The organism is Cellulosimicrobium sp. 22598 (genome assembly GCF_052044445.1).
GTDB lineage: Bacteria > Actinomycetota > Actinomycetes > Actinomycetales > Cellulomonadaceae > Cellulosimicrobium > Cellulosimicrobium cellulans_G.
Genome location: NZ_JBQEMZ010000012.1, coordinates 88,129 through 113,250 on the forward strand (window position 1 = coordinate 88,129; position 25,122 = coordinate 113,250).

Consider the following 25,122-nt stretch of genomic DNA (forward strand, 5'->3'; position numbering starts at 1 on the left):
GGAGGCCCCCACGGCGACGCGAGGTAGAGCCCTGGTTAGCCGAGGTAGAGGCGTGGTCAGGGCACGGGCCGACCAGGCCTCTACCTCGCGCTACCAGGCCTCTACCTCGGCGTCACGGGCGGGGGACGTCGCGGCGGCGGAAGCCCGCGAGGCCCAGCGCGACGAGCGCGACGGCGAGGAGCGTGAGCCAGACGAACGGCCACGGCTCGACGTCGGCGCCCGGGAGCTGCGGGACGTGCCAGAACGGGGAGACGCCGCTGGCCCACGACGGCAGGTCGAGCAGGGCGCCGAACATCGTCACGACGAACGAGTACGCGAGGAGCGCCCAGGCGAGCGACGCGAGGCCCGGCCGCCAGCCGAACGCGGCGACGGCGACGCCCGTGACGACCGCGATCGCCGGGAGGTAGGCGAACGACGCGGCGAGGTAGTCGCCGAGCCCGAAGGCGTCCTCGCCGACGCTCAGCGCACCGAGCGACAGCCCGACGGCGCTGACGAGGAGCAGCACCGACGTCCCGACCAGGGTCACGACGAGCTGGGCCCCGAGCCACCGGACGCGCCCGACCCCGGTCGCGAGCACGGGCTCGAGGCGTCCCGCCGTCTCCTCGCCGCGGGCCCGCTGGGCCGACGCGACGGCGAACCCGCCCGCGCCGAGCCCGAGGAACAGCGCCATGACGGCGACGAACCCGCCCACGAGGTCGGTGGCGTCGCCCAGCATCTGCGCGATCTCGGGGTTGTCGGCGACCATGTCGCCCACCGAGTCGACGAACGTCCCGCACGCGAGCGCGGTGACGCCGACCCCGATGCTCCACGCGAGCACGGACGCGCGCTGCTGGCGCCAGGCGAGCGCGAGCGGGCTCGCGAGCCACCCGGCGGCGTCGGGCCGGCCCGGACGCGGCGGGACGAGGCCCGCGCCGAGGTCGCGCCGCGCGGCGAGCGCCGCGCCCAGGGCGAGGAGCAGCACCACGAGGACGGCCGACAGGCCGAGCGGCCACCAGCGCAGGTCGACGAACGCGCGGATCTGCTGCGCCCAGCCGATGGGGGAGAGCCACGAGACCCAGCTCCCGTGCTCCTCCTGGACGTCGCCGACCGCGCGCAGCAGGAACGCGACGCCGAGCACGGCGAGCGCGAGGCCGCTCGCGGCGCGCGCGTGCTCGGTCACCTGGCTCGTCACGACCGCGACGGCGGCGAACACGAGCCCCGTGACGCCCACCGCGGCGCCGAGCGCGAACGAGTCGACGGCCTCGAGCCCGGTCGCGACGAGGACGGCCCCCGTCGCGAGCGCGATGGCGGCGTTCGCGACGAGCGCGGCGACGAACGCGGCGGTCGCGGGGGCGTGCCGCCCGACGACCCCGGCCCGGACGAGCTCCGCCCGCCCGGTCTCCTCCTCGGCGCGCGTGTGCCGCACGACGAGGGAGATGCTCATGATCGCGACGGCGACCATGACGGTGAGCGCCATCTCGTTCGCGATCATCGCGCCGAGCGTGTAGTCCTCGATCCCGTACTGGGGTCCGGACAGCATGATCCCCGCGGGGCTGGACACGAGCGCCGCGCGCGCCTGGCGGTCGGCCGCGGTGGGGTAGAGCGTGTCCAGCGCGACGGCCGCGTACCCGAACAGGAGCGCGATCGACGCGGTCCACACGGGGATGCGGACGCGGTCGCGCCGCAGGACGAAGCGCAGCAGCGTGGTCCAGCCGGTGGCCGCGCGGCCCCGCCGGTGGGGCTCGGGGGCGACGGCGGTGGCGCGTCGCCCCCGCGGTGGTGCCGCCGTGCGGGCGGTCCCGGGGGCGCTCACAGCGCGCCCGCCCCGTCGAGCACGGCGAGCTCGTCGCCGTAGTGGCGCAGGAACAGCTCCTCGAGCGACGGCGGGTTGACCGTCACGGACCGCAGCCCGAGGTCGGTGAGCGTGCGCAGGACGGCCTCGACGTGGTCGTTGTCGACGTCGAACCGTGCCCGCGTCCCGTCCGCGCCGGGCTCGACGACGAGGTCGTGCACGCCGTCGTGGGTGTCGAGCGCGGACGGGTCGCGCTCGGTCACGGCGGTGACCGACGAGCGCGTGAGGTGGCGGAGCTCGGCGAGCGTCCCCGACTGCACCGTGCGCCCGGAGCGGATGATCGTCACGGTGTCGCAGAGCTTCTCGACCTCGGCCAGGATGTGGCTCGAGAGCAGGACGGAGCGGCCCTCGGCCGTCACCTCGCGCACGCACTGCGTGAACACGGACTCCATGAGGGGGTCGAGGCCCGACGTCGGCTCGTCGAGGACGAGCAGCTCGACGTCGGACGCGAACGCCGCGACGAGCGCCACCTTCTGCCGGTTCCCCTTGGAGTACGTGCGCGCCTTCTTCGACGGGTCCAGCTCGAAGCGCTCGAGCAGCAGCTTCTTGCGCTGCGGGTCGACGCTCCCGCGCAGCCGGGTGAGCAGGTCGATCGCCTCGCCGCCGGTGAGGTTGGGCCACAGGCTCACGTCGCCCGGCACGTAGGCGAGGCGCTTGTGGAGGTCGACGGCGTCGTGCCAGGGGTCTCCGCCGAGCAGCCGCGTGCTGCCGGAGTCGGGCCGCAGCAGCCCGAGCAGCACGCGGATGGTGGTCGACTTGCCCGCGCCGTTCGGTCCGAGGAACCCGGCGACCTCGCCCGCGCGGACGGTGAGGTCGAGGCCGTCGAGCGCCTGCACGTGGCCGAAGGCCTTGCGCAGGTCGTGCACCTCGACGGCAGGGGTCGTGCTCGTCATCGCGTCTCCTCCTGGTGGGTGGTGTGCTGCAGGTAGGCGTCGAGCAGGGTCGTCTCGACGAAGAGTCCTTCGGTGAAGACCTCGAGCGCGGGGAGCATCACGCGCTCGACGTACTCGCGCAGGTCCGCCTCGGGGTCGCGCGGCTCGGCCCGCTCGCGCAGCGCGCCGTCGACGAGCAGGGACCCGAGCGAGACGGAGACGAGGTAGCGCGCGCGGGCCGCCTCGTCGCGGCTCGGGCGGATGACGCCCGCGGCGACGCCCGACTCCATGTACTCGAGCGTGACCTGCGTGAGGTGCTCGACGAACGACCGCGCGAGGTCCCCGCCCGCCTGGAGGCTGCGCAGCGTGTACTCGAACACGGGCGCGTAGTCCTCGATCCCGGCGAGCTGCGCGAACAGTCCCATCGGGCCCGCCGCGGGGTCCTGCGGCGAGATGGCGTCGGTCTTGGCGGCGCGCACCGCGTCGAACACGTAGTCGTCGCACGCGCGGCGCAGCCCGTCCTTGGAGCCGAAGTGGTGCACGACGAGCGCGGCGCTCACGCCCGCGTCGGCGGCGATAGTGCGCAGCGGCGCGCCGAACCCGTCGCGCGCGAAGCGCGAGACGGCGGCGTCCCGGATGCGGGCGCGGGTCGTGAGGTCGTCGGTGCCCGACGGCGCGGGGCGGCCGCGGCCGGTCGGCGAGGGCTGGTCTGAACGCACGTTCAATAGACTAAACACTCGTTCAACGAGTGTCCACCCGCGAGGGAGCGCTCTGTCGCGACCTGGCCCTTGACGCCGACGACGGCGCCGGGTTGAGTGGAGTTCACGACGCGATGGGAGCGCTTCCATCCGTCGTTTCCGCACCCCCGTGTCGATCGAAGGAGATCCGCATGAGACGTCGTGCCGTCCTGTCCGCCGTCGCCGCTCTCGCGCTCGCGAGCCCGCTGCTCGCCGCCGCCGGGAGCGCCGGCGCCGCCCCCGTCCCGACCCCCGCCGCACCCCGGGCGACGGCCGCCCCCGCGGCGGACGACGTCGTCGGGCCGGGGACCCGCCTCTACGTGGACCCGTTCTCCACGACCCTCCAGGCCGCCGCCGCGCTCACGGGCCAGGCCCGCGCCGACGCCCAGCTCCTCGGGTCCTTCCCGTCGGCCTCGTGGTTCACGGGCGGCACGCCCGACGAGGTGCGCGACGACGTCGCGTCCGTCGTCCGGGCGGCCGCGACCGACGGGTCGGTGCCGACCGTCGTCGTCTACAACCTGCCGTTCCGGGACTGCGCGCAGTACTCCGCGGGCGGCGCCGCCGACACGGCCGCCTACACGGCCTGGGTGGACGCCGTCGCCGAGGGGATCGGCGACGACCCGGCGATCGTGATCCTCGAGCCGGACGGGCTCGGGATCATCCCCTGGTACACCGACATCAACGGCAACCCCGAGTGGTGCCGGCCGGCCGAGCTCGACCCGGAGACCGCCGCGGCCGACCGGTTCGTCCAGCTCAACCACGCCGTCGACGCGCTCACGGCGCTCCCGGCCACCTCGGTCTACCTCGACGGGACGCACAGCGGGTGGCTCGGGGTCGGCGACATCACCGACCGCCTCATCAAGGCGGGCGTCGAGCGCGCCGACGGCGTGTTCGTCAACGCGTCGAACTACGTCGAGACCGAGCGCCTCGTGAAGTACGGGACGTGGATCAGCGACTGCGTCAACCTGTCGGTGAACAGCTGGTGGGAGCCCGCGTGGTGCGCGAGCCAGTACTACCCGGCGAACCCCGACGACGTCGAGACCTGGGGCCTCACCGACGCCGCGTACGCCCAGGCCTACGCGGACACGGGCGTCGCGCGCGACCCGGCGGCGCAGAAGCACGTCGTCGTCGACACGAGCCGCAACGGCCAGGGGCCGTGGACCGCGCCGTCCGGCGTCTACGCCGACCCCGAGGTGTGGTGCAACCCGCCCGACCGCGGGCTCGGCGAGCGACCGACGACGGACACCGGGGACCCGTTCGTCGACGCGTACCTGTGGATCAAGGTGCCCGGCGAGTCCGACGGCAAGTGCTACCGCGGCACCGGCGGCCCGCTCGACCCCGCACGCGGCATCGAGGACCCGGCGGCGGGGCAGTGGTTCGTCGAGCAGGCCGCTGAGCTCCTCGCGCTCGCCTCGCCCGCCGTCGAGCGCCCGACCTGCGAGGTCGCGTACACCGTCCACGGGACGTGGCAGGGCAAGAAGGGCAGCGGCTTCATCGCCCAGGTCGAGCTCCGCAACACCGGCGCGTCGCCGCTCGACGGCTGGGAGCTGCGCTGGACGCCCGACGGGGACCAGCGGCTCACCGACGTGTGGGGCGCGCAGGCGGGCCGCGACGGCGCCGCCCTCACCGCGCACAGCCTGTCGTGGAACGCGCGCGTGCGACCGGGCGCGACCGCGACGTTCGGCTTCGTCGCGTCGGGCGCGCCGGGCGCCGGCCCGCAGCTCGTGACCCTCGGAGGGCGCCCGTGCCACGTCGTCTGACCCGTGGCCGCGGCTCCCCGCACGACGTGCGTCGTGGAGATCACGGGCACTGGGGACGAGAGACCCCTGCCGTTCCGGGCCAGACACCCGTAGGCTGGGGGTAGCCGTCGGCGGCACCGCCGGCGCCACGTCCCGGCGCGTCGGACCGTCGGGACGTCGAGAGGCCCGTCGCACTCGTGCGACGGGCCTTTTCGGTCCCGGCGGCCGGACATGGTGCGACGGACGACGACGAAGGGCCCGCCGCGAGTGCGGCGGGCCCTTCGGTCTGCGGAGGATGGGGGATTCGAACCCCCGAGGGCTGTTAACCCAACACGCTTTCCAAGCGTGCGCCATAGGCCACTAGGCGAATCCTCCTGGTGCGACGGCCGACGCGCACACGGCGCACCGACGGCAGCGCAACGAGGATACCGGACCGCGGCGTCCGGGCCGAATCGCCCCCGCGCCCGACCGGGTTTCGGGTGGGGCGCCGACCTGGGCTAGGGTGGGCGCAGACCCCTCGTGCGGCATCATCTCGCCGAACTCCCCCAGGGCCGGAAGGCAGCAAGGGTAGGTGAGCTCTGGTGGGTGTGCGAGGGGTCCTTCGCGTCCCGGGGCCGCGGCGGACCCGAGCGGTCGAGGTGCAGCCTCGGCCCCGGCGTGGTTCTCTGCCCGTGTGACCGGGGAACCGCAGCCTCCGTCGTCGACGGGGCGCCTGGTGCGCCTGGTCGTCCCGGCGCTCCTGGTCGGCGTGCTCTGCGCCCTGACCCTTCTCGCGCTCTCGGCGCTCGCCACGTGGATCCAGGACCTCGTGTGGGACCGGCTGCCCGCGGCGTGGGGCCTCGCGACGACGGAGACCTGGTGGACGGTCGTCGTGCTCACCGTCACGGGCCTGCTGGTCGGCGCGACGATCCGGTGGGCACCGGGGCACGCGGGGGTCGACCCCGCGACGACGGACCTCGTGACCGCTCCGCTCCCGCTGCGTGCCCTGCCCGGCCTCGCCCTCACGCTCGTCCTCGGCCTCGCGGGCGGCGTCAGCCTGGGGCCGGAGAACCCGATCATCGCGATCAACGTCGCCCTCACGGCCTGGCTCCTGTGCCGCCCCCGGCTGGGCGTGCCGGTGCAGGGTGCCGTGGGCCTGGCGATGGCCGCGACGATCGGGGCGATGTTCGCGACGCCGGTCGCGGCCGCGCTCGTCCTGACGGAGACGCTCGCCGAGCGGGGCGACGCGCCGGGACCCCTGTTCGACCGGCTCTTCGCCCCGCTCGTGGCCGCCGGGGCCGGGGCCGTGACGATGCTCGCGTTCGACGCGCCGACGTTCGCGATCGACCTCCCCGACCATCCCGGGCTGCACGTCGGCGACGCGCTGAGCGCCGCGGTCGTGGCCCTCGTCGCCGCACTGCTCGCGCTCCTGGCCGTCCTCGCCCTCCCGTGGGTCCACCGCGCGTTCCACGCGCTGCGGCACCCCGTCCTCGCCCTCGGTGCCGCCGGTCTCCTGCTCGGGCTCCTCGGGGTCCTCGGAGGGCCGCTCACGCTCTTCAAGGGGCTGGCGCAGATGAAGGAGCTGTCCGAGGAGGCCGACACGCTCGCCTGGTCGGCGATCCTCGTCCTCGCCCTCGTCAAGCTCGTCGCCCTCGTCGTCGCCGCGGGCGCCGGCTTCCGGGGCGGTCGGATCTTCCCGACGGTGTTCGTCGGCGTGGCGGTCGGGCTCGCGGCATCGTCGCTCGTCCCGGCCGTGCCCGCGGCGGTCGCGGTGTCGGCGGCCGTCCTCGGGGCCGTGCTCGTCGTGAGCCGGGACGGGTGGCTCGCGCTCTTCATGGCGGCCGTGACCGTGGGCGACGTGCGGCTCATCCCGGTGCTGTGCGTCGCGATCCTGCCGGTCTGGCTGGTCGCGCGGGTGATGCCGCCGATGCGCGTGGACCCTCCCGCGGACGGAGCGCCCGAGTTCGCCGCCCTGGCCCGGACGTGAGCGGCGGTGTGGCGCAGATCTCCTCGTTCGGTCGTCGCACGGCCCTCATGACCTGGCCAGGTGCCCGCTTCGCCCCGGTCTGAGGCCGGCGATTCCCGGCATGCGACCATTTCTCCGTCCACATCATGGACAATCTGGCCCGGGGATTGGCGTCCGGGGTGCCACCGTGCTCATGATGTCGGCATGACCCGGAACCACGTCGTCACCACGACCCCGCGCGCAGCGTCCTGCGCCGGCACGTCGTGCTGTCGTGGCGTGCGCACCGGGCGAATGTGCGGCTGCTGACGCCGTCGTGACCCGCAGGGAGACCTGCGCCGCACCCGCCGCGTCGTCCTGACGACGACGCCCCCGCTCGCCGCGTGGCTGATGGCCCGCCGGAAGCACCCCGAACCCCACCGCCTCGCAGGGCCGTCCCTGCACCACCGGCCGCGCCGGTCGCCACCCGTGACCGTCGTCGCCGCCACCGGAAGGAACCCCCATGTCGTTCTCGACCACCCGCAAGCGTCTGACCTGGACCGCGATCGCCGCCACGGCCGCCCTCACCCTCACGGCCTGCGGCGGTGGCGACGACACCGCGGGCGGCGCCGCGAGCGGCGACGCCGCGGACCCGATCCGCGTCGGCGTCGTCGGCGCGTCCGACGACAAATGGGCGGTGTTCCAGGAGCATGCCGAGGCCGAGGGCATCGAGATCGAGCTCGTCGACCTCCAGGACTACACGCAGGCGAACCCGGCGCTGTCCCAGGGCGAGCTCGACGTCAACCAGTTCCAGCACCTCCAGTTCCTCGCGGGGTACAACGTGGACGCGGGCGACGACCTGCAGCCGATCGGCGCGACCGCCGTCTACCCGCTCGGCCTGTACTCGTCGAAGCACACGTCGCTCGAGGAGATCCCCGACGGCGGCCAGGTCGCCGTGCCGAACGACCCGACCAACCTCGCCCGTGCGCTCCTCGTGCTCCAGGAGGCCGGCCTGGTCGAGCTCGAGGACGGCGGGAGCTCCATCTCCACCGAGGCCGACGTGCTGCCCAGCTCCAAGGTGACGGTCACGCCCGTCGACGCCGCGCAGACGCCGATCCAGCTCCAGTCGGTCGACGCGTCGATCATCAACAACGACTTCGTCGAGGACGCGGGCCTCAAGCCCGAGGACGCGCTCTTCCAGGACGACCCCGACTCCGACGCCGCCAAGCCCTACATCAACGTGTGGGTCGCGCGGGCCGAGGACAAGGACGACGAGACGCTGCTCAAGCTCGCCGAGATCTCGCACTCGCCGGAGGTCGTCGAGGCGGAGAAGAAGGCGTCGGGCGGCACCGCCGTCATCAAGGAGAACACGCCCGCCGAGCTCCAGGAGATCCTCGCGGGCATCGAGGAAGACATCCGCAACTCCTGACGTCCCCGCGAGGGCGGGCGCGCGCGTCGCGCCCGCCCTCGCGCGCCGTCGTGCCCGGGGGAGGACGATGGCAGGCGAGCGGCACACCCCGACAGGCGGCCCCGACGACGCACCTGGTGATCCCAGGCGACCCGGGCGGCCCCGGCCCGGAGGCCCGGCCTCCGACGAGAGGAACCCGACGTGACCGACGTCCCCCGCGACGAGGGCGGTGACGAGCAGCCCGCGATCGAGCTGCGCCACGTGAGCAAGACGTTCGGCGAGGGCGACGGCGCCGTGCACGCCGTCGACGACGTCTCGCTGCGCATCCGCCGCGGTGAGATCTTCGGCGTCATCGGCTACTCGGGCGCCGGCAAGTCGACGCTCGTGCGGCTCGTCAACGCGCTCGAGACCGTGACGAGCGGCGAGGTCGTCGTCGACGGCCAGGTGATCACCGGGCTGCCCGAGCGCCGCGTGCGCGAGGTGCGCTCGCGCATCGGCATGGTGTTCCAGCAGTTCAACCTGCTGTCGTCGCGGACGGTCGCCGGGAACGTGGCCTACCCGCTCAAGGTGGCCGGCTGGCCGCGCGAGAAGCGGGCCGCGCGCGTCGCGGAGCTGCTCGCGTTCGTCGGCCTCGCCGACAAGGCGAAGGCGTACCCGCGCCAGCTCTCGGGCGGGCAGAAGCAGCGCGTCGGCATCGCGCGCGCTCTCGCCGCGCAGCCGACGATCCTCCTCGCCGACGAGGCGACCTCCGCGCTCGACCCCGAGACGACGCGCGAGGTGCTCGCGCTCCTGCGGCGCGTCAACGCCGAGCTCGGCATCACCATCGTCGTCATCACGCACGAGATGGAGGTCGTGCGCTCGACGTGCCACCGCGTCGCCGTGATGGAGCACGGGCGGGTCGTCGAGACGGGTGACGTGTACGACGTCTTCTCCGCGCCGAGCGCCGACGCCGCGCAGCGGTTCGTCGGCACCGCGCTCCACGACCGCCCGTCGCGCGAGACGCTCGCGCGGCTGCGCGAGCGGCACCCCGGGCGGCTCGTGACGGTCGGCGTGCGGGAGGGCGCGAGCACGGGGACGGACCTGTTCCGCCTCCTGCGTGAGCACGACGTCGACGGGTCCGTGGTGTACGGCGGCATCTCCGAGGTCGGGGAGCGCCCGTTCGGGTCGCTCACCGTCGAGCTCGACGCGCCGGAGGACCGCATCGCGCCGTTCCTCGTCGCGCTGGCCGAGCGGGCCGACGTCGTGGACCTGGGGACCGCGGACCGGCCGCTCGACGACCCGCGCGTCGCGCGGCTCGACGCCGACCCGGGCGGCGGGGACGCCCCCGAGGACGCCGGCGGCGACCTGGGCGACCCGTACGGGACCGGCCGCGAGACCCTCTTCCGCCACGGCAACCTCGGAGGCCGCTGATGAACCGCGACTGGTCCCAGCTCTGGCCGATCCTCTGGGAGTCCTTCGGGCAGACGCTCCAGATGGTGTCCGTCGCGCTGCTCACGGGCGGGCTGGCGGGCCTCGCCCTCGGCATCGCGCTCTACGTGACGCGGCGGGGCAACCTGCTCGACAACCGCTGGGTGTTCGGCGTGCTCAACGTGCTCGTCAACATCGTGCGGCCCATCCCGTTCATCATCTTCGTCACGCTGCTCGGGCCGGTGACGCTCCAGGTGGTCGGGACGACGCTCGGCACCGAGGCGTTCATCTTCCCGCTGTCCGTCATGACGGCGTTCGGCACGAGCCGCATCGTCGAGCAGAACCTCGTGGGCATCGACCCGGGCGTCATCGAGGCGGCGCGCGCGATGGGCGCGTCGTCGTGGCGCATCATCACGACCGTGCTCGTCCCCGAGGCGCTCGCGCCGCTTATCCTCGGGTACACGTTCCTCTTCATCGCCGTGCTGGACATGTCCGCGATCGCGGGGATCATCGGCGGCGGCGGGCTCGGCAACTTCGCGATCGTCTACGGCTACCAGCGCTACAACTGGGGCGTCGTGGTCGTGACGGTCCTCGTCATCATCGCGATCGTCCAGGTCGCGCAGCTCCTCGGCAACTGGCTCGCCCGCAAGGCGCTCCACCGCTGACCGCCCCGCGAGATCGGCCCGTGCGTCCCCAGATCGACCTCCCGAGGGTCGATCTTGGACGTACGGGTCGATCTCGTGGCGCTCGGCGTCGACGACGGCGGAGCGGCCTCGTGCCTGTGGGACGCGGCGTCTAGAGTGACGGGGGTGAGCACCGCCCTGTACCGCCGCTACCGGCCCGAGACCTTCGCCGAGGTGATCGGTCAGGACCACGTGACCGCGCCGCTCATGCAGGCGCTGCGCAGCGGCCGGGTGAACCACGCCTACCTCTTCTCCGGCCCGCGCGGCTGCGGCAAGACGACGAGCGCGCGCATCCTCGCGCGCACGCTCAACTGCGCGCGGAACACCCCGGACGACCCGCTCGACACGCCCTGCGGCGAGTGCCCGTCGTGCGTCGAGCTCGCGCGCGGCGGCCCGGGCAGCCTCGACGTCGTCGAGATCGACGCGGCGTCGCACAACGGCGTCGACGACGCCCGCGAGCTGCGCGAGCGCGCCGCGTTCGCCCCGGCGCGCGACCGGTACAAGATCTTCATCCTCGACGAGGCGCACATGGTGACGCCGCAGGGCTTCAACGCCCTGCTCAAGCTCGTCGAGGAGCCGCCCGAGCACGTGAAGTTCGTCTTCGCGACGACGGAGCCGGACAAGGTCATCGGCACCATCCGCTCGCGCACGCACCACTACCCCTTCCGCCTCGTCCCGCCGGACGTGCTCGGGCCCTACCTCGAGGAGCTGTGCGCCGCGGAGGGCGTGACGATCGGCGGCGGCGTCGTCCCGCTCGTCACGCGCGCCGGGGGCGGCTCCGTCCGCGACTCGCTGTCCGTCATGGACCAGCTCATCGCGGGCGCCCAGGACGGCGCCGTGGAGTACGAGCGCGCCGTCGCGCTCCTGGGCTTCACGCACGCGACGCTGCTCGACGACGTCGTGGACGCCCTCGCCGCGCGCGACGGCGCGAGCATCTTCCGCGTCGTGGACCACGTCATCGCGACCGGGCACGAGCCCCGGCGCTTCGTCGAGGACGTCCTCGAACGCCTGCGCGACCTCATCGTCATCGCCGTCTCCGGCGACGAGGCGCAGGCCGTGCTGCGCGACCAGCCCGCCGACCAGCTCGCACGCATGCGCGCTCAGGCGCAGAACCTCGGCGTCGCCGAGCTCTCGCGCGCGGCCGACCTCGTCAACGCGGCGCTCACGGAGATGACGGGCGCCACCTCGCCGCGACTCCACCTGGAGCTCCTCATGGCGAGGCTGCTCCTTCCCGGGGCCGACGACGGCGCAGCCGGGTTCGCGGCGCGCCTCGACCGGCTCGAGCGCGGCGGCCTGGGCGCCGTCGCCGCCGTGCCGGCGGCCGTCTCGCCGGGGGCGGGGACGCCTGCCGGCGCCGGAGCCGCCGTGCCCGACGGCGGCGGCCAGGCCCCCGCCGCGACCGCACCGGCGTCCGGTCTCACCGGTGCCGCCGCCGTGCGCGCCGCCCTCCGCCCCACCCGGACCACCCCGTCCGCCCCCGCTGTGCAGCGGTCGGCCGGTGCCGCCGCGCCGACCGACGCGCGGCCTGCACCCGAGCCGGCCGAGCCCCCCGCCGCCGCGGCCGTCCCGGCAGGGACCGTCGAGGACGAGCGGGCCTCGGCGCCCGGCGCCCCGTCGGCACCGGACACCCCGTCCGTACCGAGCGAGGGCGTCGTTCCGTCGGGCACGACCGAGCCCGCGCGCACGGACGCCGCGCCGCCCGCCGTGCCCACGTCGTCGTCGACCGCGGAGACCGGCGGCGGACCGGCGCAGGCGGTGCCGCCGGTCGAGCAGACCGGTACCGCGCGTCGGACCGGCCCGATCGAGCCGACCGGTCCGGCGGAGCAGGACCACGCGGACGCCGATGCAGCGACGCACGAAGACGCCGTGTCGCCGACGCGCGAGGAGGCGGCGCCGCCCGCGCGTGCCGAGGCGGCCCCCGCAGGGCTGGCAGCAGGCCGTCCGGCGCAGCCGACGGCGAGCGCCCCGTCCGGTGCCGCGAGCCCGGCGTTCACGACCGAGGAGCTCCGGCGGCGCTGGCCCGAGGTGCTGGAGAACCTGCGGGCGAACCCCGTCACGTGGTCGCTGGTCGGCCCGAACGCGCAGGTCGCGGAGCTCGCGCAGGGCGTCCTCTTCCTCGCCTTCCCGTCGCCGGGCCTCGCACGCACCTTCTCCTCCTCGCGGCACATCCACGCGGTGCAGGACGTCGTCTACCAGACCCTCGGGCTCCAGGTGCGCGTCGAGGCGCGGCTCGACGAGGGCGGGGCGGCCGGTGCCGGGCGCCCCTCGGCACAGGGCCCTGCGGCCCCCGCCCCCGCGGGCCCCGGCCAGGGCCCGGCAGCGCCCGGCCTCGGCAGGACCGGTCCGGAGCCCGGCTCCGGAGGGGGCGGTGCGTCCGTGCCCCTCGCGACGGTCGGCGCGCCGGGCGGGACCGTGGCGTCCGGCACGGCCACCTCCCCGACCGCGCTCGCGACGGGCGCGTCCGCACCGCGCGGCGCCGTCGCGTTGCAGGAGCGACCGGTCGAGACGGGCGTCGCCGGCGGCGACGCGGACCACCGTCCGGTGGTCGACGCCGCGGACGAGGCCTGGCTCGCCGGAGCCTCGTCGCCGTCGCCGTCGCCCGAACCTCGGATCGACACGGCGGACGAGGCGTGGCTCGCGGGGGCGCCCGCCGAGCCTCCGGCCGACCTCGACGACGGACCCGAGCCGGAGCCTGTTCTCGACCACGCCCCGGAGACGCGCGTGGTGCCCGCTGCGCAGGCTCCGGCCGCCCCGGCACCGGTCTCGCCCGTGAGCCCTGCGCCAGCCTCCCCGGCGCAGCCGCTGCGCGGGGTCTCTGCCGCGCGCGCGGCGATCGCGGCGGCCACGACGGCCCGCGTCTCCCGACCTGCCGAGGCGTCGGCTCGGCGGGACGCGCCGTCGACGGTCGATCCGATGGACGACCTGCCCTCCGCGGACGACCCCGACATCGTCTCGACCGGTCTGGTCGGGACGGCGCTCGTCGTGAGCCTGCTCGACGGCAAGATCATCGAGGAGATCCAGGACCAGGGCGTCTGACCGTGAGCCGGGGCGGCCTCCACCACGTCGAGCTCTGGGTGCCGGACCTCGCCCGGGCGGAGCGCTCCTGGGGCTGGCTGCTCCCCGAGCTCGGGTACGCGCTGCACCAGCGATGGGAGCACGGCCGGTCCTGGCGACTCGGCGGGACGTACGTCGTCGTCGAGCAGAGCCCGGTGCTCGCGTCCGGGGAGCACGACCGGCTGCGGCCGGGCCTCAACCACCTCGCCTTCCGCGGCGGCTCGCGCGCTGACGTGGACGAGCTGGTCCTGCGGGCCGGCGACCACGGGTGGTCGTTGCTGTTCGGCGACCGCCACCCGTTCGCCGGCGGAGACGACCACTACGCCGCCTATCTCGAGGACGTCGACGGGTTCGAGGTCGAGATCGTCGCGTCCTGACCGACCCGGCCGTCCTGCCTCGACCGGGCAGGCCGGTCGTGTGGGCCGCGCCCCGTAGGCTGGGGGCGTGTACGAAGGCGCTGTCCAGGACCTGATCGACGAGCTCGGCCGGCTTCCCGGCGTCGGGCCCAAGAGCGCGCAGCGCATCGCGTTCCACCTGCTCGCGGCCGACGCGGTCGACGTGCGCCGGCTCGCCGACGCGCTCACCGAGGTGAAGGCGCGCGTGCGCTTCTGCGAGACGTGCGGGAACGTCGCGGAGTCCGAGCAGTGCCGCATCTGCGCGGACCCGCGCCGGTCGCCCGAGGTGATCTGCGTCGTCGAGGAGCCCAAGGACGTGGTCGCGATCGAGCGCACGCGCGAGTTCCGCGGTCGGTACCACGTGCTCGGCGGCGCCATCAACCCGATCGAGAACGTCGGTCCGGGCGACCTGCGGATCGCCGAGCTCATGGCGCGCCTCGCCGACGGCCAGGTGACCGAGGTGATCCTCGCGACCGACCCGAACGTCGAGGGCGAGGCCACGGCCACGTACCTCGCGCGCATGCTCGGCCCCATGGGCCTGCGCGTGACCCGCCTCGCGTCCGGGCTGCCGGTCGGGGGAGACTTGGAGTACGCGGACGAGGTGACGCTCGGCCGGGCGTTCGAGGGCCGACGTCTCGTCGGCGGCTGACGAGAGGTGACGAGCATGGGGGAGATCGAGAACGACCCCGACCTGCGGGAGATCGCCGAGGGCATGGCCGCGCAGGCGCGCGCGTTCCTGACGACCGCGACGCAGGTCGCGTCGGGGGCCGCACCCGGGGCCGTGCTGCCCCTGCTGCTGCTCGCCCTGTCGGACGCGCTCGCCGCGGGCGCACGGCTCGGGGCGATGGGCGACGTCGTCCCGGTCGAGCGCTTCGAGCCCGACGCCGGCCGCGACACCGACGTGGACCCGCTGCGGACGGCGCTCTCCCAGCTCTTCGACGGGTTCGACGACTACGCCGAGATCACGGACCCGCTCGTGGGCGCCGAGGTCGGGGCCGCGTCCCTCTCGGGCGACCTCGCGTGCGTCGCGGAGTGCCTCGCGAAGGGCCTCCAGCACTACGACGGCGGCCGCGAGCTCGAGGGCCTGTGGTGGTGGCAGTTCTCCTACGTCTCGCTCTGGGGGGAGCGCGCCGCGAGCGCGCTGCGCGTGCTGCAGCTCGCGCTCGCGCACCTGCGCCTCGACGTCGAGGACGACGTCGCGGCCGAGGCGGAGTACGACGCCCTCCAGTCCTGACGCACGTCGCGGTTCGATGCCCGTCCGGCGGACCGGATGCGCACGACCGGGACGCAGGACCACCGCGACCGAAGCGCTGTGGTACCACTAGGGAGTGCTGCCCGCCTTCTCCCTCCCGGTCTCCGGCGGGCTCGAGATCGACGGCGTGACCGTCCTCCTGCTCGTCCTCGCCGCCCTGACGGCGGGGTGGATCGACGCCGTCGTCGGCGGCGGGGGTCTGGTCCAGCTCCCCGCGCTGCTCCTCGTGCCCGGCATCAGCCCGGTCCAGGCGCTCGCGACGAACAAGCTCGCGAGCATCATGGGCACCTCGGTGAGCGCGGCGACGTACTACCGGCGGGTGGGCCCCGACCTGCGGACGGCCGGTCCGATGGCGCTCGCGGCGCTGGTCGGCGCGATCGGCGGCGCCGCCCTCGCGTCGCGCATCCCGGCGGAGCTGTTCGAGCCGATCATCCTCGTGGTGCTCGTCGGGGTCGCGGCCTACACGATCGCGAAGCCGAAGCTGGGGCACACGACGAACCTGCGCTGGGAGGGCAACGGCCACCGCTGGGCCGCAGCCGGGATCGGCCTCGTCATCGGCACGTACGACGGCCTCCTCGGCCCGGGCACCGGGACGTTCTTCGTCATCGCGCTCGTGAGCATCCTCGGGTACGCGTTCCTGCCCGCGTCGGCGCTCGCGAAGATCGCGAACTTCGCGACGAACGCGGGCGCGCTGATCTTCTTCGTCCCGTACGGCGCGGTGCTGTGGGGCCTGGGCCTGCTCATGGGCGCGGCGAACCTGCTCGGTGCGTACGTCGGGGCGCGCATGGCCGTGGCCAAGGGCAGCGCGTTCGTCCGCGTGGTGTTCGTGGTCGTGGTGGGAGCGCTCATCCTCAAGCTCGGCGCCGACGTCGTCACCGACCTGGGCTCCTGACACCACGCTGACCAGCGCGGAGACCGGTCTGGTGTCACGTGGTGTCGAAATGTTGCCACGAGGGGTTGTCATGACACCACTGGTGGTGCCATGATGGCGTCATGGACCTCACCCCGTATGTCGACGACCTCCAGAACCGCCTCGCCGCCGCCGCGGACGCCGCGGGGGACGATGGCCGCCGGCTCGCCGAGCGGCTGACCGCTCCTCTCGACGCGGCCGTGCGGCTCGTCCTGCTCGACGCGCTCTCGGCCGCGGCGGGAGAGATCTCCGCGGAGCTCGCGCCCGGGTCGGTCGACGTGCGGCTGCGGGGCGGCGCCCCGGAGTTCGTGGTCGCCGCCCCGGCCCCCGCGGCCCCGCCCAGCGCTCCCGGTGAGCCGGCGTACGGCGTCGCTCCGGCGTCCGCGCCGACCCCCGCCGTGGCGCCGGTCGATGCCGAGTCCGGCGCCACGACCCGCACGACCCTGCGTCTGCCCGACCACCTCAAGACGCAGGCCGAGACCGCCGCCGCCCGCGACGGCGTCTCCGTCAACACGTGGCTCGTGCGCGCGGTCGCCGCGGCGCTCGAGCAGTCCACCGGGCGCCCGGCCGCGCAGGCCCGCCCGCAGCCGCGCGGCTCCGCCCGCGTCACCGGCTGGGTGCGCTGACCGCTCCGGTCCGCACGCCCGCCCCTCCCACCATCCGCTGACACCACACCGACACCACCGTTGGAGCTCCGTCATGCCCACTTTCCCCGCCTCCCAGCCCGTCCCGGTCGTCGTGGACGTGCCCTTCGCCAACCTGCACGTCGTCGCCGGCGACCGTGACGACGTCGTCGTGACGGTCCTGCCGACGGACCCCTCGAAGTCCGGCAGCGTCCGCGCGGCCCAGGACGTCCGGGTCGACCGCGACGGTGACGCCGTCACGATCCTGTACCCCGGCTCGTGGAAGCAGTTCGTCCTGCCGTTCGCGGCCGGGACCGCCGACATCACCGTCGAGCTCCCGGCCGGATCCGACCTCCGCGGCAAGGCGGGCACCCTCTACACCGAGGGCTCGCTCGGGGACGTCGACATGACGCTCTCCGTCGCCGACGTCCGGCTCGAGGACGTCGACCGGCTGGCCCTCAAGGCCTCGGCGGGGTCCGTCGTCGTCGGCCGCGTCGCCGGCGCCGCGGACGTCAAGGTCAGCGCCGGCTCGGTGCGCATCAGCGAGATCGCCGGCGACGGGACCATCAAGGCCAGCAACGGCACGACGACGGTCGGCGCCGTGACGGGCACGCTCGCCGTGCAGGGCGCGCACGGCGAGATCGCCGTGGCCCGGGTGCTCGGCACGCTCACCGCCAAGTCCGCCCACGGCGGCATCCGGGTCGACCGCCTGGAGTCCGGCAGCGTCACGCTCAGCACGTCGTTCGGCTCGATCGACGTGGGCGTGCCGGAGGGCACGGCCGCGTTCCTCGACGCGAGCTCCGAGCACGGCAGCGTCCGCAACCACCTCACCCCGACCGAGGGGCCCGTCGAGAACGAGGCCACCGCGGAGATCCACGCGAGCACCGGCTTCGGCGACGTCGTCGTCCGCCGGCCCTGAACCCCACCTGAGAGAGACGGAGACCTGGACATGTCAGTCGACCAGACGCTCGAGCCCGCTGTTCGGGTCCGAGGCATCGAGAAGTCGTTCGGCGACCTGCACGTGCTGCGTGGGGTCGACCTGGACGTGGCACGCGGGAGCATCTTCGCGCTCCTGGGGTCCAACGGGGCGGGCAAGACCACGCTCGTCCGCATCCTGTCGACGCTCCTCACGCCCGACGCGGGCGCTGCGAGCGTCCACGGGCACGACGTCGTCGAGCAGCCCGGGCAGGTCCGGGAGTCGATCTCGCTGACCGGGCAGTTCGCCGCGGTCGACGAGGTCCTCACCGGGCGCGAGAACCTCGTGCTCGTCGCGCGCCTGCGCCACCTGAAGAACCCCGGTCAGGTGGCGGACGACCTCCTCGCCCGCTTCTCGCTCACGGGCGCGGGCTCGCGCCGGGCCGGGACCTACTCGGGCGGGATGCGCCGTCGCCTCGACATCGCGATGAGCCTGATCGGCGACCCGCCCGTCATCTTCCTCGACGAGCCGACGACCGGCCTGGACCCCCAGGCGCGCATCGAGGTCTGGGCCACGGTGCGCGAGCTCGCCCAGGGCGGCACGACCGTGCTGCTCACCACGCAGTACCTCGACGAGGCCGAGCAGCTCGCGGACCGGATCGCGATCTTGCACCGCGGCACCATCATCCAGAACGGCACCCTGGCCGAGCTCAAGGCGCTCCTGCCGCCCGCGCAGGTCGAGTACGTCGAGAAGCAGCCGTCCCTGGAGGACGTGTTCCTCACCCTCGTCGGCGCGACCGGCGAGGACCCCACGACCCCGACGACCGCCGAGGGCGCCCAGCCCGCCGGAGAGGAGCTCCGATGACCACGCACGTCCTGGCCGACACCCGTGTCCTGACCGGCCGCTCGCTGCGCCACATCCTGCGCAGCCCGGACACGATCATCACGACCGCCGTCACCCCGATCGCGCTCATGCTGCTCTTCGTCTACGTCCTCGGCGGCGCGATCGACACCGGCGCCGCCGGGTCGTACATCGACTACATGCTGCCCGGCATCCTGCTCATCACCGTCGCCTCGGGCGTCGCGTACACGTCGTACCGGCTGTTCCTCGACCTGCAGGGCGGCATCTTCGAGCGCTTCCAGTCGATGCCCGTCGCGCGGTCCAGCGTCCTGTGGGCGCACGTGCTCACGTCGCTCGTGGCGAACCTCGTCTCGGTGACGATCGTCGTCGGCGTCGCGCTCCTCATGGGGTTCCGCACCGACGCGTCGGTGGGCGCGTGGCTCGCCGTGCTGGGCATCCTCGTGCTGTTCACGCTCGCCCTGACGTGGCTCGCGGTGGTCGCCGGGCTCTCGGCCAAGACGGTCGACGGCGCCTCGGCGTTCAGCTACCCGCTGATCTTCCTGCCGTTCATCAGCTCCGCGTTCGTCCCCACGGACACGATGCCGGGCCCGGTCGCGTGGTTCGCGGAGAACCAGCCGGTCACCGCGATCGTCGACACGCTGCGCGCGCTGTTCGGCGGGCAGCCGGTCGGCTCCGACATCTGGGTCGCGCTCGCGTGGCTCGTCGGGATCCTCGTCGTCGCCTACGCGTGGGCCGTCGCGATCTACCGGCGCAAGATGCGCTGACCCGAGGGACGCGAACGGTCCCGGCACGGGTGGAGGCGTGCCGTCCGCACCAGGGGCGTGGCGCGGACGGCGTCCCGTGCCGGGACCGTCTGCCGGTGAGGGGCCGTGGTACGGCCCCTCACCTGTCTGTGCGACGCCCGCTACGCGGAGCGCTCCGGCCGGCCGGCCGGGATCACGTCCGGGCCGCCCGTCGCCTGGTCGGCCTCCGCCACGGCGCCGATGTCGTCCCCGTGCACCGGAGCGCCCGGCAGGTCGACGTGCGGCGCGTCGGGCGGGGGCGGGGTGACGCTCCCCGCCAGCAGGTCGGGGCGGTCGGCGACGGTCGTGATCCCGCTCGAGACCTTGTAGCCCTTCTTGCGCATCGCTCGCGCCCGCTCGCCGGCGGACCGCAGGCGCGGGTTCACGTACTCGTCGATGCCGAAGTTGATGAGCGACAGGGCCATGCCGAGCAGCGCGATGCACAGGCCGGCGGGGACGTACCACCACCAGTAGTCGGGGAAGGCGCCGTTCTGCTGGGCCCAGAAGAGGATCGTGCCCCAGTTGAGGTTCGTGATGGGGATGACCCCGATGAAGGCGAGGGTCGTCAGGCCGAGGACCGCCGCGGTCACCGTGCCGACGAAGCTCGACGCGATGATCGCGGTGAGGTTCGGCAGCATCTCGACGGCGATGATGCGGTGGATCGGCTCGCCGTTCGCCCGCGCCGCCTGGATGAAGTCCCGGTTGCGGAGCGACAGGGTCTGCGCCCGCAGGACGCGCGCGCCCCAGGCCCAGCCCGTGATCGCGAGCACCGTGGAGACGAGGAGGAGGCTCGGGTTCTCCTGCTGCGACGCCACGATGATCATGAGCGGCAGGCCCGGGAGCACGAGGAACACGTTCGTGAGCGCCGAGAGGGACTCGCTGCGCCAGCCCGCGATGTACCCGGCGGTCACCCCGACGATCACCGCGACGAGCGTCGCGATGATGCCGGAGACGAACCCGACGACCAGCACGCCCCGCGTGCCGTAGATGATCTGGCTGAGGACGTCCTCGCCCATGTGCGTCGTGCCGAGCAGGTGCTGCGCGGACGGCGGCTGCTTGAGCGCGGTGAAGTCCTTCTCGAGCGGGCCGTACGGCGCGAGGAGGTCGCCGAAGATCGCCACGAGCGTGAACACGCCGAGGATGATGAGGCCGGTGAGCGACTTGCCGTTGCGGAACATCGCGAACGACGCGCCGGCACGGCTCGCGAGGCCGCGTCCGGGGGAGCCGCCCGAGGCGGCCGGCGGGGTCGCGGGCGCGGTGGCCTCGCTCGTCGCGGTCGTGGTGGTGGACGTCATGGCTCAGGCCTCCGTCTGACGCGTGCGCGGGTCGAGGGCGGCGTAGGCGACGTCCGCCAGGATGTTCGCGACGAGGACCGAGAGCGTGATGACGAGGAAGAGGCCCTGCATCAGCGGGTAGTCCTTCGCGTTGGTGGCGTCGAGCAGCAGCTTGCCCACCCCGGGGTAGGAGAAGACGAGCTCCATGACGAGCGTGCCGCCCACGATGAAGCCGAGGGACAGGGCGAAGCTCGAGAGCTGCGGCAGCACCGCGTTGCGCGACGCGTAGCGCGTGAGCACCTTGCGCGGCGGGAGGCCCTTGGCCTGCGCGACCGTCACGTAGTCCTCGTCGAGGACGGTGATCATCATGTTCCGCATCCCGAGCACCCAGCCGCCGAGCGACGCCACGACGATGGTCAGCGCGGGCAGCGTGCCGTGCTGGATCACGTCCCAGGCGAACTCCCACGACCACTCGGGCGACGCGCCCTTGCTGTAGGCGTGCGAGGCGGGGAACCAGCCGAGCATGCTCGAGAACACCGCGATGGCGATGAGGCCCATCCAGAAGTACGGGACCGTCGAGAAGAACGTCGAGATCGGCACGATCGCGTCGGCCTTGCTCCCGCGGCGCCAGCCGATGACCGCGCCGAGACCGCTGCCGAGGAAGAAGCTGAGGATCGTGGCGATGCCCACGAGCCCGAGCGTCCACGGCAGGGCGGCGGCGATCACGTCGCCGACCGGGGCGAGGCCCTTGGAGAACGACCGGCCGAGGTCGCCACGGAGCATGAGGCCCCAGTAGTCGACGTACTGCTGGAAGAGCGACCGGCCGTCGTCGAGCCCGAAGAGGGTGCGCAGCGACTCGGCCGCCTCCGGGCTGATCTTCCCCTGGTTCTTCGCGAGGTACGCGGAGACCGGGTCGCCCTTCATCATGCGGGGCAGGAAGAAGTTGATCGTGATCGCCGCCCAGGCGGTGAACAGGTAGAAGGCGGTGCGGCGGGCGAAGAATCGCAACGGGATCAGCTCCTCGACGATGCGGGGCCGGTGCCGGAGAAGTGGACCTCCGGGTTGGGCGAGGCATCGCGTAGCGCGCGGGTGTAGGGGTGCTGGGGCTCGAGGATCACGTCGTCGGCGGGGCCGTGCTCCACGACCTTGCCGTGGTGCAGGACCATGATCTCGTCGCTGAAGTGGCGCGCGGTCGCCAGGTCGTGCGTGATGTAGAGGACCCCGAGGTTCGCCTCGCGCTGGAGCTCGGCGAGGAGGTTGAGGACGCCGAGGCGGATCGACACGTCGAGCATCGAGACCGGCTCGTCCGCGATGAGCAGCGACGGGCGCGACGCGAGGGCGCGCGCGATCGCGACGCGCTGGCGCTGACCGCCGGACAGCTCGTGCGGGCGGCGGTCCACGACGCCGCCGTCGAGGTGGACGCGGTCGAGGAGTCGGTGCACCTCCGCGTCGACCTCGTCCTTCGGGACCACGTGGTCGAGGCGCAGCGGGCGCTCGAGGTGGTGGCGGATCGTGTGGTACGGGTTGAGCGACGCGAACGGGTCCTGGAAGACCATGCGGATCTGCTGCCGGTAGCGGCGCAGCGCCCGTCCCCGGCGGGGGATGGGGGCGCCGTCGAGCAGGATCTCGCCGGACGTGGCGCGCTCGAGCTGCGTGAGGATCTTCGCGATCGTCGACTTGCCGCTGCCGCTCTGCCCGACGAGCGCGACGGTGCGCCCCGAGGTGAGCGTGAAGCTGACGTCGTCGAGCGCCAACAGGTCGCCCGAACCCCGGACCTTGTACTTCTTGGTGACGTGCGAGAACTCGAGGGTGGTCATCAGGCCTGGCCTCCTGCGAAGGTCGTGGCCGTGCTCGCGGCTGTGGTCGCGGGCTCCGACCGGCCGCGCACGAACCCGCCCCGCTCGCCGGTGAGGCTCGGGAACGAGCCGAGGAGCGTGCGCGTGTACTCGTGCTGGGCGTGGTGGTAGATGTTCGCCGCGGTGTCGAGCTCGACGATCCGTCCCTGGCGCATGACCGCGATCCGGTCGGAGATCTCGAGCAGCAGCGGGAGGTCGTGCGTGATGAAGATGACCGAGAAGCCGAACTGCTTCCGCAGGTCCGAGATCTGCTGGAGGATCTCGCGCTGCACGAGGACGTCGAGGGCCGTCGTCGGCTCGTCCATGATCATGAGCTGGGGCTTGAGCGCCAGGGCCATGGCGATCATGACGCGCTGGCGCATGCCGCCGGAGAGCTCGTGCGGGTAGGAGCGCAGTCGGTCGCGTCCGACGCCGACGAGGTCGAGGAGCTGGGCGCTCTCCTCGGTCCGCTCGGCCTTGCTCATGCGGGGGCGGTGCGTCTCGAACACGTCGCCGAGCTGCTTGCCGATGGTCGCGACGGGGTTGAGCGCGTTCATCGCCCCCTGGAACACCATCGACGCCTTGTCCCAGCGGAACCGGCGCATCGCGTCGTCGTCGAGCGCGTTGAGGTCGACGTCCTCGCCCGACTCGTCGTGGAAGATCGCCGATCCCGAGGGGATCACGGCCGGCGGCTTGAGCAGCCGCTGGATGCCGTACGCGAGCGACGTCTTGCCGCAGCCGGACTCGCCGGCGAGGCCGAGGATCTCCCCGCGGTGCAGCGTGAGGGAGACGTCGCTGACGGCCTCGACCGGCGGGTCGACGTCGTAGACCACGCTGAAGCTCGAGACGGTCAGCAGGGGTTCGGTGTTCACTCGTCCTACCTGTTTCTGTGCGGGGGGCTGGGCCGCACCGAGGCCCGCGCGGCGTGCGCCGCGCGGGCCTCGGTGACCTTACTCGGCCGGCTTGAGCTGGGTGAGGATGAGCACCGCGGTCGGCTGCGTCGGGTCCGCGTTGATGTACGGGTCGTCGTCGCTCGGCCAGCCGACGTAGTTGCGCGTGTTGAACTCCGTGATGAACGGGCGCGTGCCGATCGGCATGACCGGGACCTGGTCCACGAAGATCTTCTGCGCCTCGGCGATGGCCGTCGCGCGGTCCTCGTCCGTCGTCGCCGCGAGGTACGCGTCGAGGGCGGCCGTGGCCTCCGGGCTGTCGAAGCGGCCGAAGTTGTAGTCCGCGGCCTCACCGACCGGCTTGAGCCAGCGGGCGTCCATCGTGTCGCTGTAGATGTCGTACGGCGTCGCGCCGGTCTCGGTCCAGTGCAGGATCGCGTCGAAGTCGCCGGTGCCCTTGGCGGCCCACCACGAGTCCGAGTCGGGCGTGTCGACCGTGGCCTCGACGCCGATCGCCTTGACCGACTCCGCGATGAGGCTGATGCCGGTGACGTAGTCGTTCCAGCCCTGCGGGACGCTGAGCTGGAAGGTGACGGGCTCGCCGTCGGGGTCGATCAGGGTGTCGCCCTCGAACGTGTACCCGGCGTCGGTGAGGACCTTCTTGGCGCCCTCGACGTCGACCTCGTACTCCTCGCCCGCGAACTCGTCCGAGATGAACGGGTCGCCGGCCGGGGTCGGCAGTCCCGTGACGGAGGTGAGCAGCGGGACGCCGCCCTCGCGGGCGATCTGCTGGTGCTGCTCGCGGTCGATGACCATGTTCACGGCCTGGCGGAACGCGACGTCGTCGAACGGCTTCTTGGTCGTGTTGACGAACATCGCGTCGATGCCGAGGCCGGCGGGGGCCCAGTACACGTTGTGCTCCGGGTCCTTGTCCACGAACGCCGACTGCACGTTCGGGAGGAACGCCTGCGCCCAGTCCGCGTCGCCGTTGGCGAGCGCCGTCGTCAGGGCGCTGTTGTCGCTGTAGGAGACGTAGTACAGCGTCGGGACCGCGAGCTCGCCGCCCCAGTAGTCGTCGCGCGCGTCGAGCTGGACGCTCTCCGTGCTGAAGCTCGTCAGCGTGTAGGGGCCGGTGCCGACGGGGTCGGGGTTCGTCTCCGTCGTCGGGTCGGCGACGCCCTCCCACACGTGCTTCGGGACGACGAACCGGTGCAGCACCTTGTCCTGCTTGGCGAACATCGGCGTGCCGAACGTGACGGTGACCTTGTCGCCGTCCACGGCGACGTCCGTGATGTCGAGCGCCGCGGTGTTGAGCTCGGGCGTGTCGACGAGGATCTGGTACGAGTACGCGATGTCGTCGGCCGTGAGGTCCTTGCCGTCGCTCCACTTCACGCCCTCGCGGGTCGTGAGCGTCACCGACGTGTAGTCCTCCGACCACGTGATCTCGGACGCGAGCCAGGGGCGGATCTCGTCCGACGGGTTGACGACGTTGACGATGCCGACGGGCTCGTAGATCGCGTTGACGTAGCCGAGCTTGAGCGCGGACGAGTCGCCGATCCACGGGTTGTTCGACTCGGTCGCGATCGCTCCGTCCGGCTTGGCGATGGTGAGGGCGGCGCCCTCGCCGGAGCTGGTCGTGCTGTCGTCGTCGTTGCCGCCGGACGACGAGCAGCCGGTCAGCACGAGTGCTGTCGCGATGCCGAGGGCGATCGCGGAGGCCTTCAACCTCATG

Annotated in this window: 22 protein-coding genes, 1 tRNA gene and 1 other RNA gene; 15 read left to right on the plus strand and 9 right to left on the minus strand. The window is 73.4% G+C overall.

Annotated elements, in window-relative coordinates:
* Positions 1 to 112 precede the first annotated feature (112 nt).
* From ACTJIY_RS14290 to ACTJIY_RS14300, 3 genes are read right to left on the minus strand one after another with little or no spacing between them, the layout of a single operon-like run.
* A complete protein-coding gene (locus ACTJIY_RS14290) occupies positions 113 to 1,792 on the minus strand; it encodes an ABC transporter permease (RefSeq protein ID WP_440674676.1) in 1,680 nt (559 codons plus the stop codon).
* Complete coding sequence (locus tag ACTJIY_RS14295; RefSeq protein WP_440674675.1) at positions 1,789 to 2,724, minus strand: ABC transporter ATP-binding protein; 936 nt, start codon at positions 2,722 to 2,724, stop codon at positions 1,789 to 1,791. Before ACTJIY_RS14295 ends, ACTJIY_RS14290 begins: the two co-directional genes overlap by 4 nt.
* Positions 2,721 to 3,422 carry a TetR/AcrR family transcriptional regulator gene (locus ACTJIY_RS14300; protein WP_253053999.1) on the minus strand — a complete coding sequence of 234 codons (702 nt, stop codon included), beginning with the start codon at positions 3,420 to 3,422 and terminating at the stop codon, positions 2,721 to 2,723. Before ACTJIY_RS14300 ends, ACTJIY_RS14295 begins: the two co-directional genes overlap by 4 nt.
* A 170-nt stretch (positions 3,423 to 3,592) precedes the next feature.
* Between ACTJIY_RS14300 and ACTJIY_RS14305 the strand changes: the two genes are divergently transcribed.
* Positions 3,593 to 5,200 carry a glycoside hydrolase family 6 protein gene (locus ACTJIY_RS14305; protein WP_253053997.1) on the plus strand — a complete coding sequence of 536 codons (1,608 nt, stop codon included), beginning with the start codon at positions 3,593 to 3,595 and terminating at the stop codon, positions 5,198 to 5,200.
* Positions 5,201 to 5,468: 268 nt separating this feature from the next.
* Here ACTJIY_RS14305 and ACTJIY_RS14310 read toward each other — a convergent pair.
* Positions 5,469 to 5,554, minus strand: a tRNA-Ser gene (locus ACTJIY_RS14310).
* A gap of 133 nt (positions 5,555 to 5,687) precedes the next feature.
* Between ACTJIY_RS14310 and ffs the strand changes: the two genes are divergently transcribed.
* From ffs to ACTJIY_RS14380, 14 genes are all read left to right on the plus strand, one after another.
* Positions 5,688 to 5,784: signal recognition particle sRNA small type (gene ffs / locus ACTJIY_RS14315), an RNA gene on the plus strand.
* 68 nt (positions 5,785 to 5,852) lie between these two features.
* Entirely contained in the window at positions 5,853 to 7,145 is a 1,293-nt protein-coding gene (locus ACTJIY_RS14320) for an ion channel protein (protein WP_353708350.1), read from the plus strand.
* A 478-nt stretch (positions 7,146 to 7,623) separates the two neighbouring features.
* Positions 7,624 to 8,529, plus strand: a complete 906-nt coding sequence (locus ACTJIY_RS14325; protein WP_440674674.1) for a MetQ/NlpA family ABC transporter substrate-binding protein — start codon at positions 7,624 to 7,626, stop codon at positions 8,527 to 8,529.
* Between the two features lie 180 nt (positions 8,530 to 8,709).
* Complete coding sequence (locus ACTJIY_RS14330) at positions 8,710 to 9,918, plus strand: methionine ABC transporter ATP-binding protein (RefSeq protein ID WP_440674673.1); 1,209 nt, start codon at positions 8,710 to 8,712, stop codon at positions 9,916 to 9,918.
* Positions 9,918 to 10,580 (plus strand): methionine ABC transporter permease, encoded by a 663-nt coding sequence (locus tag ACTJIY_RS14335; RefSeq protein ID WP_253053991.1) that lies wholly within the window; start codon positions 9,918 to 9,920, stop codon positions 10,578 to 10,580. Before ACTJIY_RS14330 ends, ACTJIY_RS14335 begins: the two co-directional genes overlap by 1 nt.
* 144 nt (positions 10,581 to 10,724) lie before the next feature.
* Entirely contained in the window at positions 10,725 to 13,634 is a 2,910-nt protein-coding gene (locus tag ACTJIY_RS14340; RefSeq protein WP_440674672.1) for a DNA polymerase III subunit gamma and tau, read from the plus strand.
* A 2-nt stretch (positions 13,635 to 13,636) separates the two neighbouring features.
* Positions 13,637 to 14,029, plus strand: a complete 393-nt coding sequence (locus ACTJIY_RS14345) for a VOC family protein (protein ID WP_353708353.1) — start codon at positions 13,637 to 13,639, stop codon at positions 14,027 to 14,029.
* A gap of 67 nt (positions 14,030 to 14,096) precedes the next feature.
* On the plus strand, positions 14,097 to 14,696 hold the full coding sequence (gene recR, locus ACTJIY_RS14350) for a recombination mediator RecR (RefSeq protein ID WP_253053985.1): 600 nt from the start codon (positions 14,097 to 14,099) through the stop codon (positions 14,694 to 14,696).
* 15 nt (positions 14,697 to 14,711) lie between these two features.
* Positions 14,712 to 15,281 carry a DUF5063 domain-containing protein gene (locus ACTJIY_RS14355; protein ID WP_053371787.1) on the plus strand — a complete coding sequence of 190 codons (570 nt, stop codon included), beginning with the start codon at positions 14,712 to 14,714 and terminating at the stop codon, positions 15,279 to 15,281.
* 94 nt (positions 15,282 to 15,375) lie between these two features.
* Positions 15,376 to 16,191 carry a TSUP family transporter gene (locus tag ACTJIY_RS14360; RefSeq protein WP_440674671.1) on the plus strand — a complete coding sequence of 272 codons (816 nt, stop codon included), beginning with the start codon at positions 15,376 to 15,378 and terminating at the stop codon, positions 16,189 to 16,191.
* 101 nt (positions 16,192 to 16,292) lie between these two features.
* A complete protein-coding gene (locus ACTJIY_RS14365; RefSeq protein ID WP_440674670.1) occupies positions 16,293 to 16,835 on the plus strand; it encodes a histidine kinase in 543 nt (180 codons plus the stop codon).
* 73 nt (positions 16,836 to 16,908) lie between these two features.
* On the plus strand, positions 16,909 to 17,751 hold the full coding sequence (locus ACTJIY_RS14370) for a DUF4097 family beta strand repeat-containing protein (protein ID WP_253053979.1): 843 nt from the start codon (positions 16,909 to 16,911) through the stop codon (positions 17,749 to 17,751).
* 30 nt (positions 17,752 to 17,781) lie between these two features.
* Positions 17,782 to 18,612, plus strand: coding sequence for an ABC transporter ATP-binding protein (locus ACTJIY_RS14375; RefSeq protein WP_440674669.1), 831 nt, complete (start codon positions 17,782 to 17,784; stop codon positions 18,610 to 18,612).
* Positions 18,609 to 19,373 carry an ABC transporter permease gene (locus tag ACTJIY_RS14380; protein ID WP_253053974.1) on the plus strand — a complete coding sequence of 255 codons (765 nt, stop codon included), beginning with the start codon at positions 18,609 to 18,611 and terminating at the stop codon, positions 19,371 to 19,373. The genes ACTJIY_RS14375 and ACTJIY_RS14380 overlap by 4 nt, the downstream gene beginning before the upstream one ends.
* A 140-nt stretch (positions 19,374 to 19,513) precedes the next feature.
* Here the strand turns inward: ACTJIY_RS14380 and ACTJIY_RS14385 are convergent, their stop codons facing one another.
* The 5 genes from ACTJIY_RS14385 to ACTJIY_RS14405 all read right to left on the minus strand — a co-directional run bounded on the left by ACTJIY_RS14385 (position 19,514) and on the right by ACTJIY_RS14405 (position 25,121).
* Positions 19,514 to 20,686, minus strand: a complete 1,173-nt coding sequence (locus ACTJIY_RS14385) for an ABC transporter permease (protein WP_440674668.1) — start codon at positions 20,684 to 20,686, stop codon at positions 19,514 to 19,516.
* Positions 20,687 to 20,689: 3 nt separating this feature from the next.
* Positions 20,690 to 21,673: an ABC transporter permease gene (locus ACTJIY_RS14390; protein WP_353708357.1), complete on the minus strand. Its 984-nt coding sequence runs from the start codon at positions 21,671 to 21,673 to the stop codon at positions 20,690 to 20,692.
* 5 nt (positions 21,674 to 21,678) lie between these two features.
* Positions 21,679 to 22,482 (minus strand): ABC transporter ATP-binding protein, encoded by an 804-nt coding sequence (locus ACTJIY_RS14395; protein WP_353708358.1) that lies wholly within the window; start codon positions 22,480 to 22,482, stop codon positions 21,679 to 21,681.
* Entirely contained in the window at positions 22,482 to 23,372 is an 891-nt protein-coding gene (locus ACTJIY_RS14400; protein ID WP_440674667.1) for an ABC transporter ATP-binding protein, read from the minus strand. The genes ACTJIY_RS14395 and ACTJIY_RS14400 overlap by 1 nt, the downstream gene beginning before the upstream one ends.
* 78 nt (positions 23,373 to 23,450) lie before the next feature.
* The gene (locus ACTJIY_RS14405; protein ID WP_440674666.1) at positions 23,451 to 25,121 is read right to left on the minus strand and encodes an ABC transporter substrate-binding protein; all 1,671 of its coding nucleotides are present in this window, start codon (positions 25,119 to 25,121) and stop codon (positions 23,451 to 23,453) included.
* Between the last annotated feature and the right edge of the window lies 1 nt (position 25,122).

Coding starts and splice junctions, on each gene's coding strand:
- ACTJIY_RS14295 (WP_440674675.1), bottom strand. CDS start 2,724: ATGACGAGCACGACCCCTGCCGTCGAGGTGCACGACCTGCGCAAGGCC.
- ACTJIY_RS14305 (WP_253053997.1), top strand. CDS start 3,593: ATGAGACGTCGTGCCGTCCTGTCCGCCGTCGCCGCTCTCGCGCTCGCG.
- ACTJIY_RS14325 (WP_440674674.1), top strand. CDS start 7,624: ATGTCGTTCTCGACCACCCGCAAGCGTCTGACCTGGACCGCGATCGCC.
- ACTJIY_RS14335 (WP_253053991.1), top strand. CDS start 9,918: ATGAACCGCGACTGGTCCCAGCTCTGGCCGATCCTCTGGGAGTCCTTC.
- ACTJIY_RS14355 (WP_053371787.1), top strand. CDS start 14,712: ATGGGGGAGATCGAGAACGACCCCGACCTGCGGGAGATCGCCGAGGGC.
- ACTJIY_RS14365 (WP_440674670.1), top strand. CDS start 16,293: ATGGACCTCACCCCGTATGTCGACGACCTCCAGAACCGCCTCGCCGCC.
- ACTJIY_RS14370 (WP_253053979.1), top strand. CDS start 16,909: ATGCCCACTTTCCCCGCCTCCCAGCCCGTCCCGGTCGTCGTGGACGTG.
- ACTJIY_RS14375 (WP_440674669.1), top strand. CDS start 17,782: ATGTCAGTCGACCAGACGCTCGAGCCCGCTGTTCGGGTCCGAGGCATC.
- ACTJIY_RS14380 (WP_253053974.1), top strand. CDS start 18,609: ATGACCACGCACGTCCTGGCCGACACCCGTGTCCTGACCGGCCGCTCG.
- ACTJIY_RS14385 (WP_440674668.1), bottom strand. CDS start 20,686: ATGACGTCCACCACCACGACCGCGACGAGCGAGGCCACCGCGCCCGCG.
- ACTJIY_RS14395 (WP_353708358.1), bottom strand. CDS start 22,482: ATGACCACCCTCGAGTTCTCGCACGTCACCAAGAAGTACAAGGTCCGG.
- ACTJIY_RS14405 (WP_440674666.1), bottom strand. CDS start 25,121: ATGAGGTTGAAGGCCTCCGCGATCGCCCTCGGCATCGCGACAGCACTC.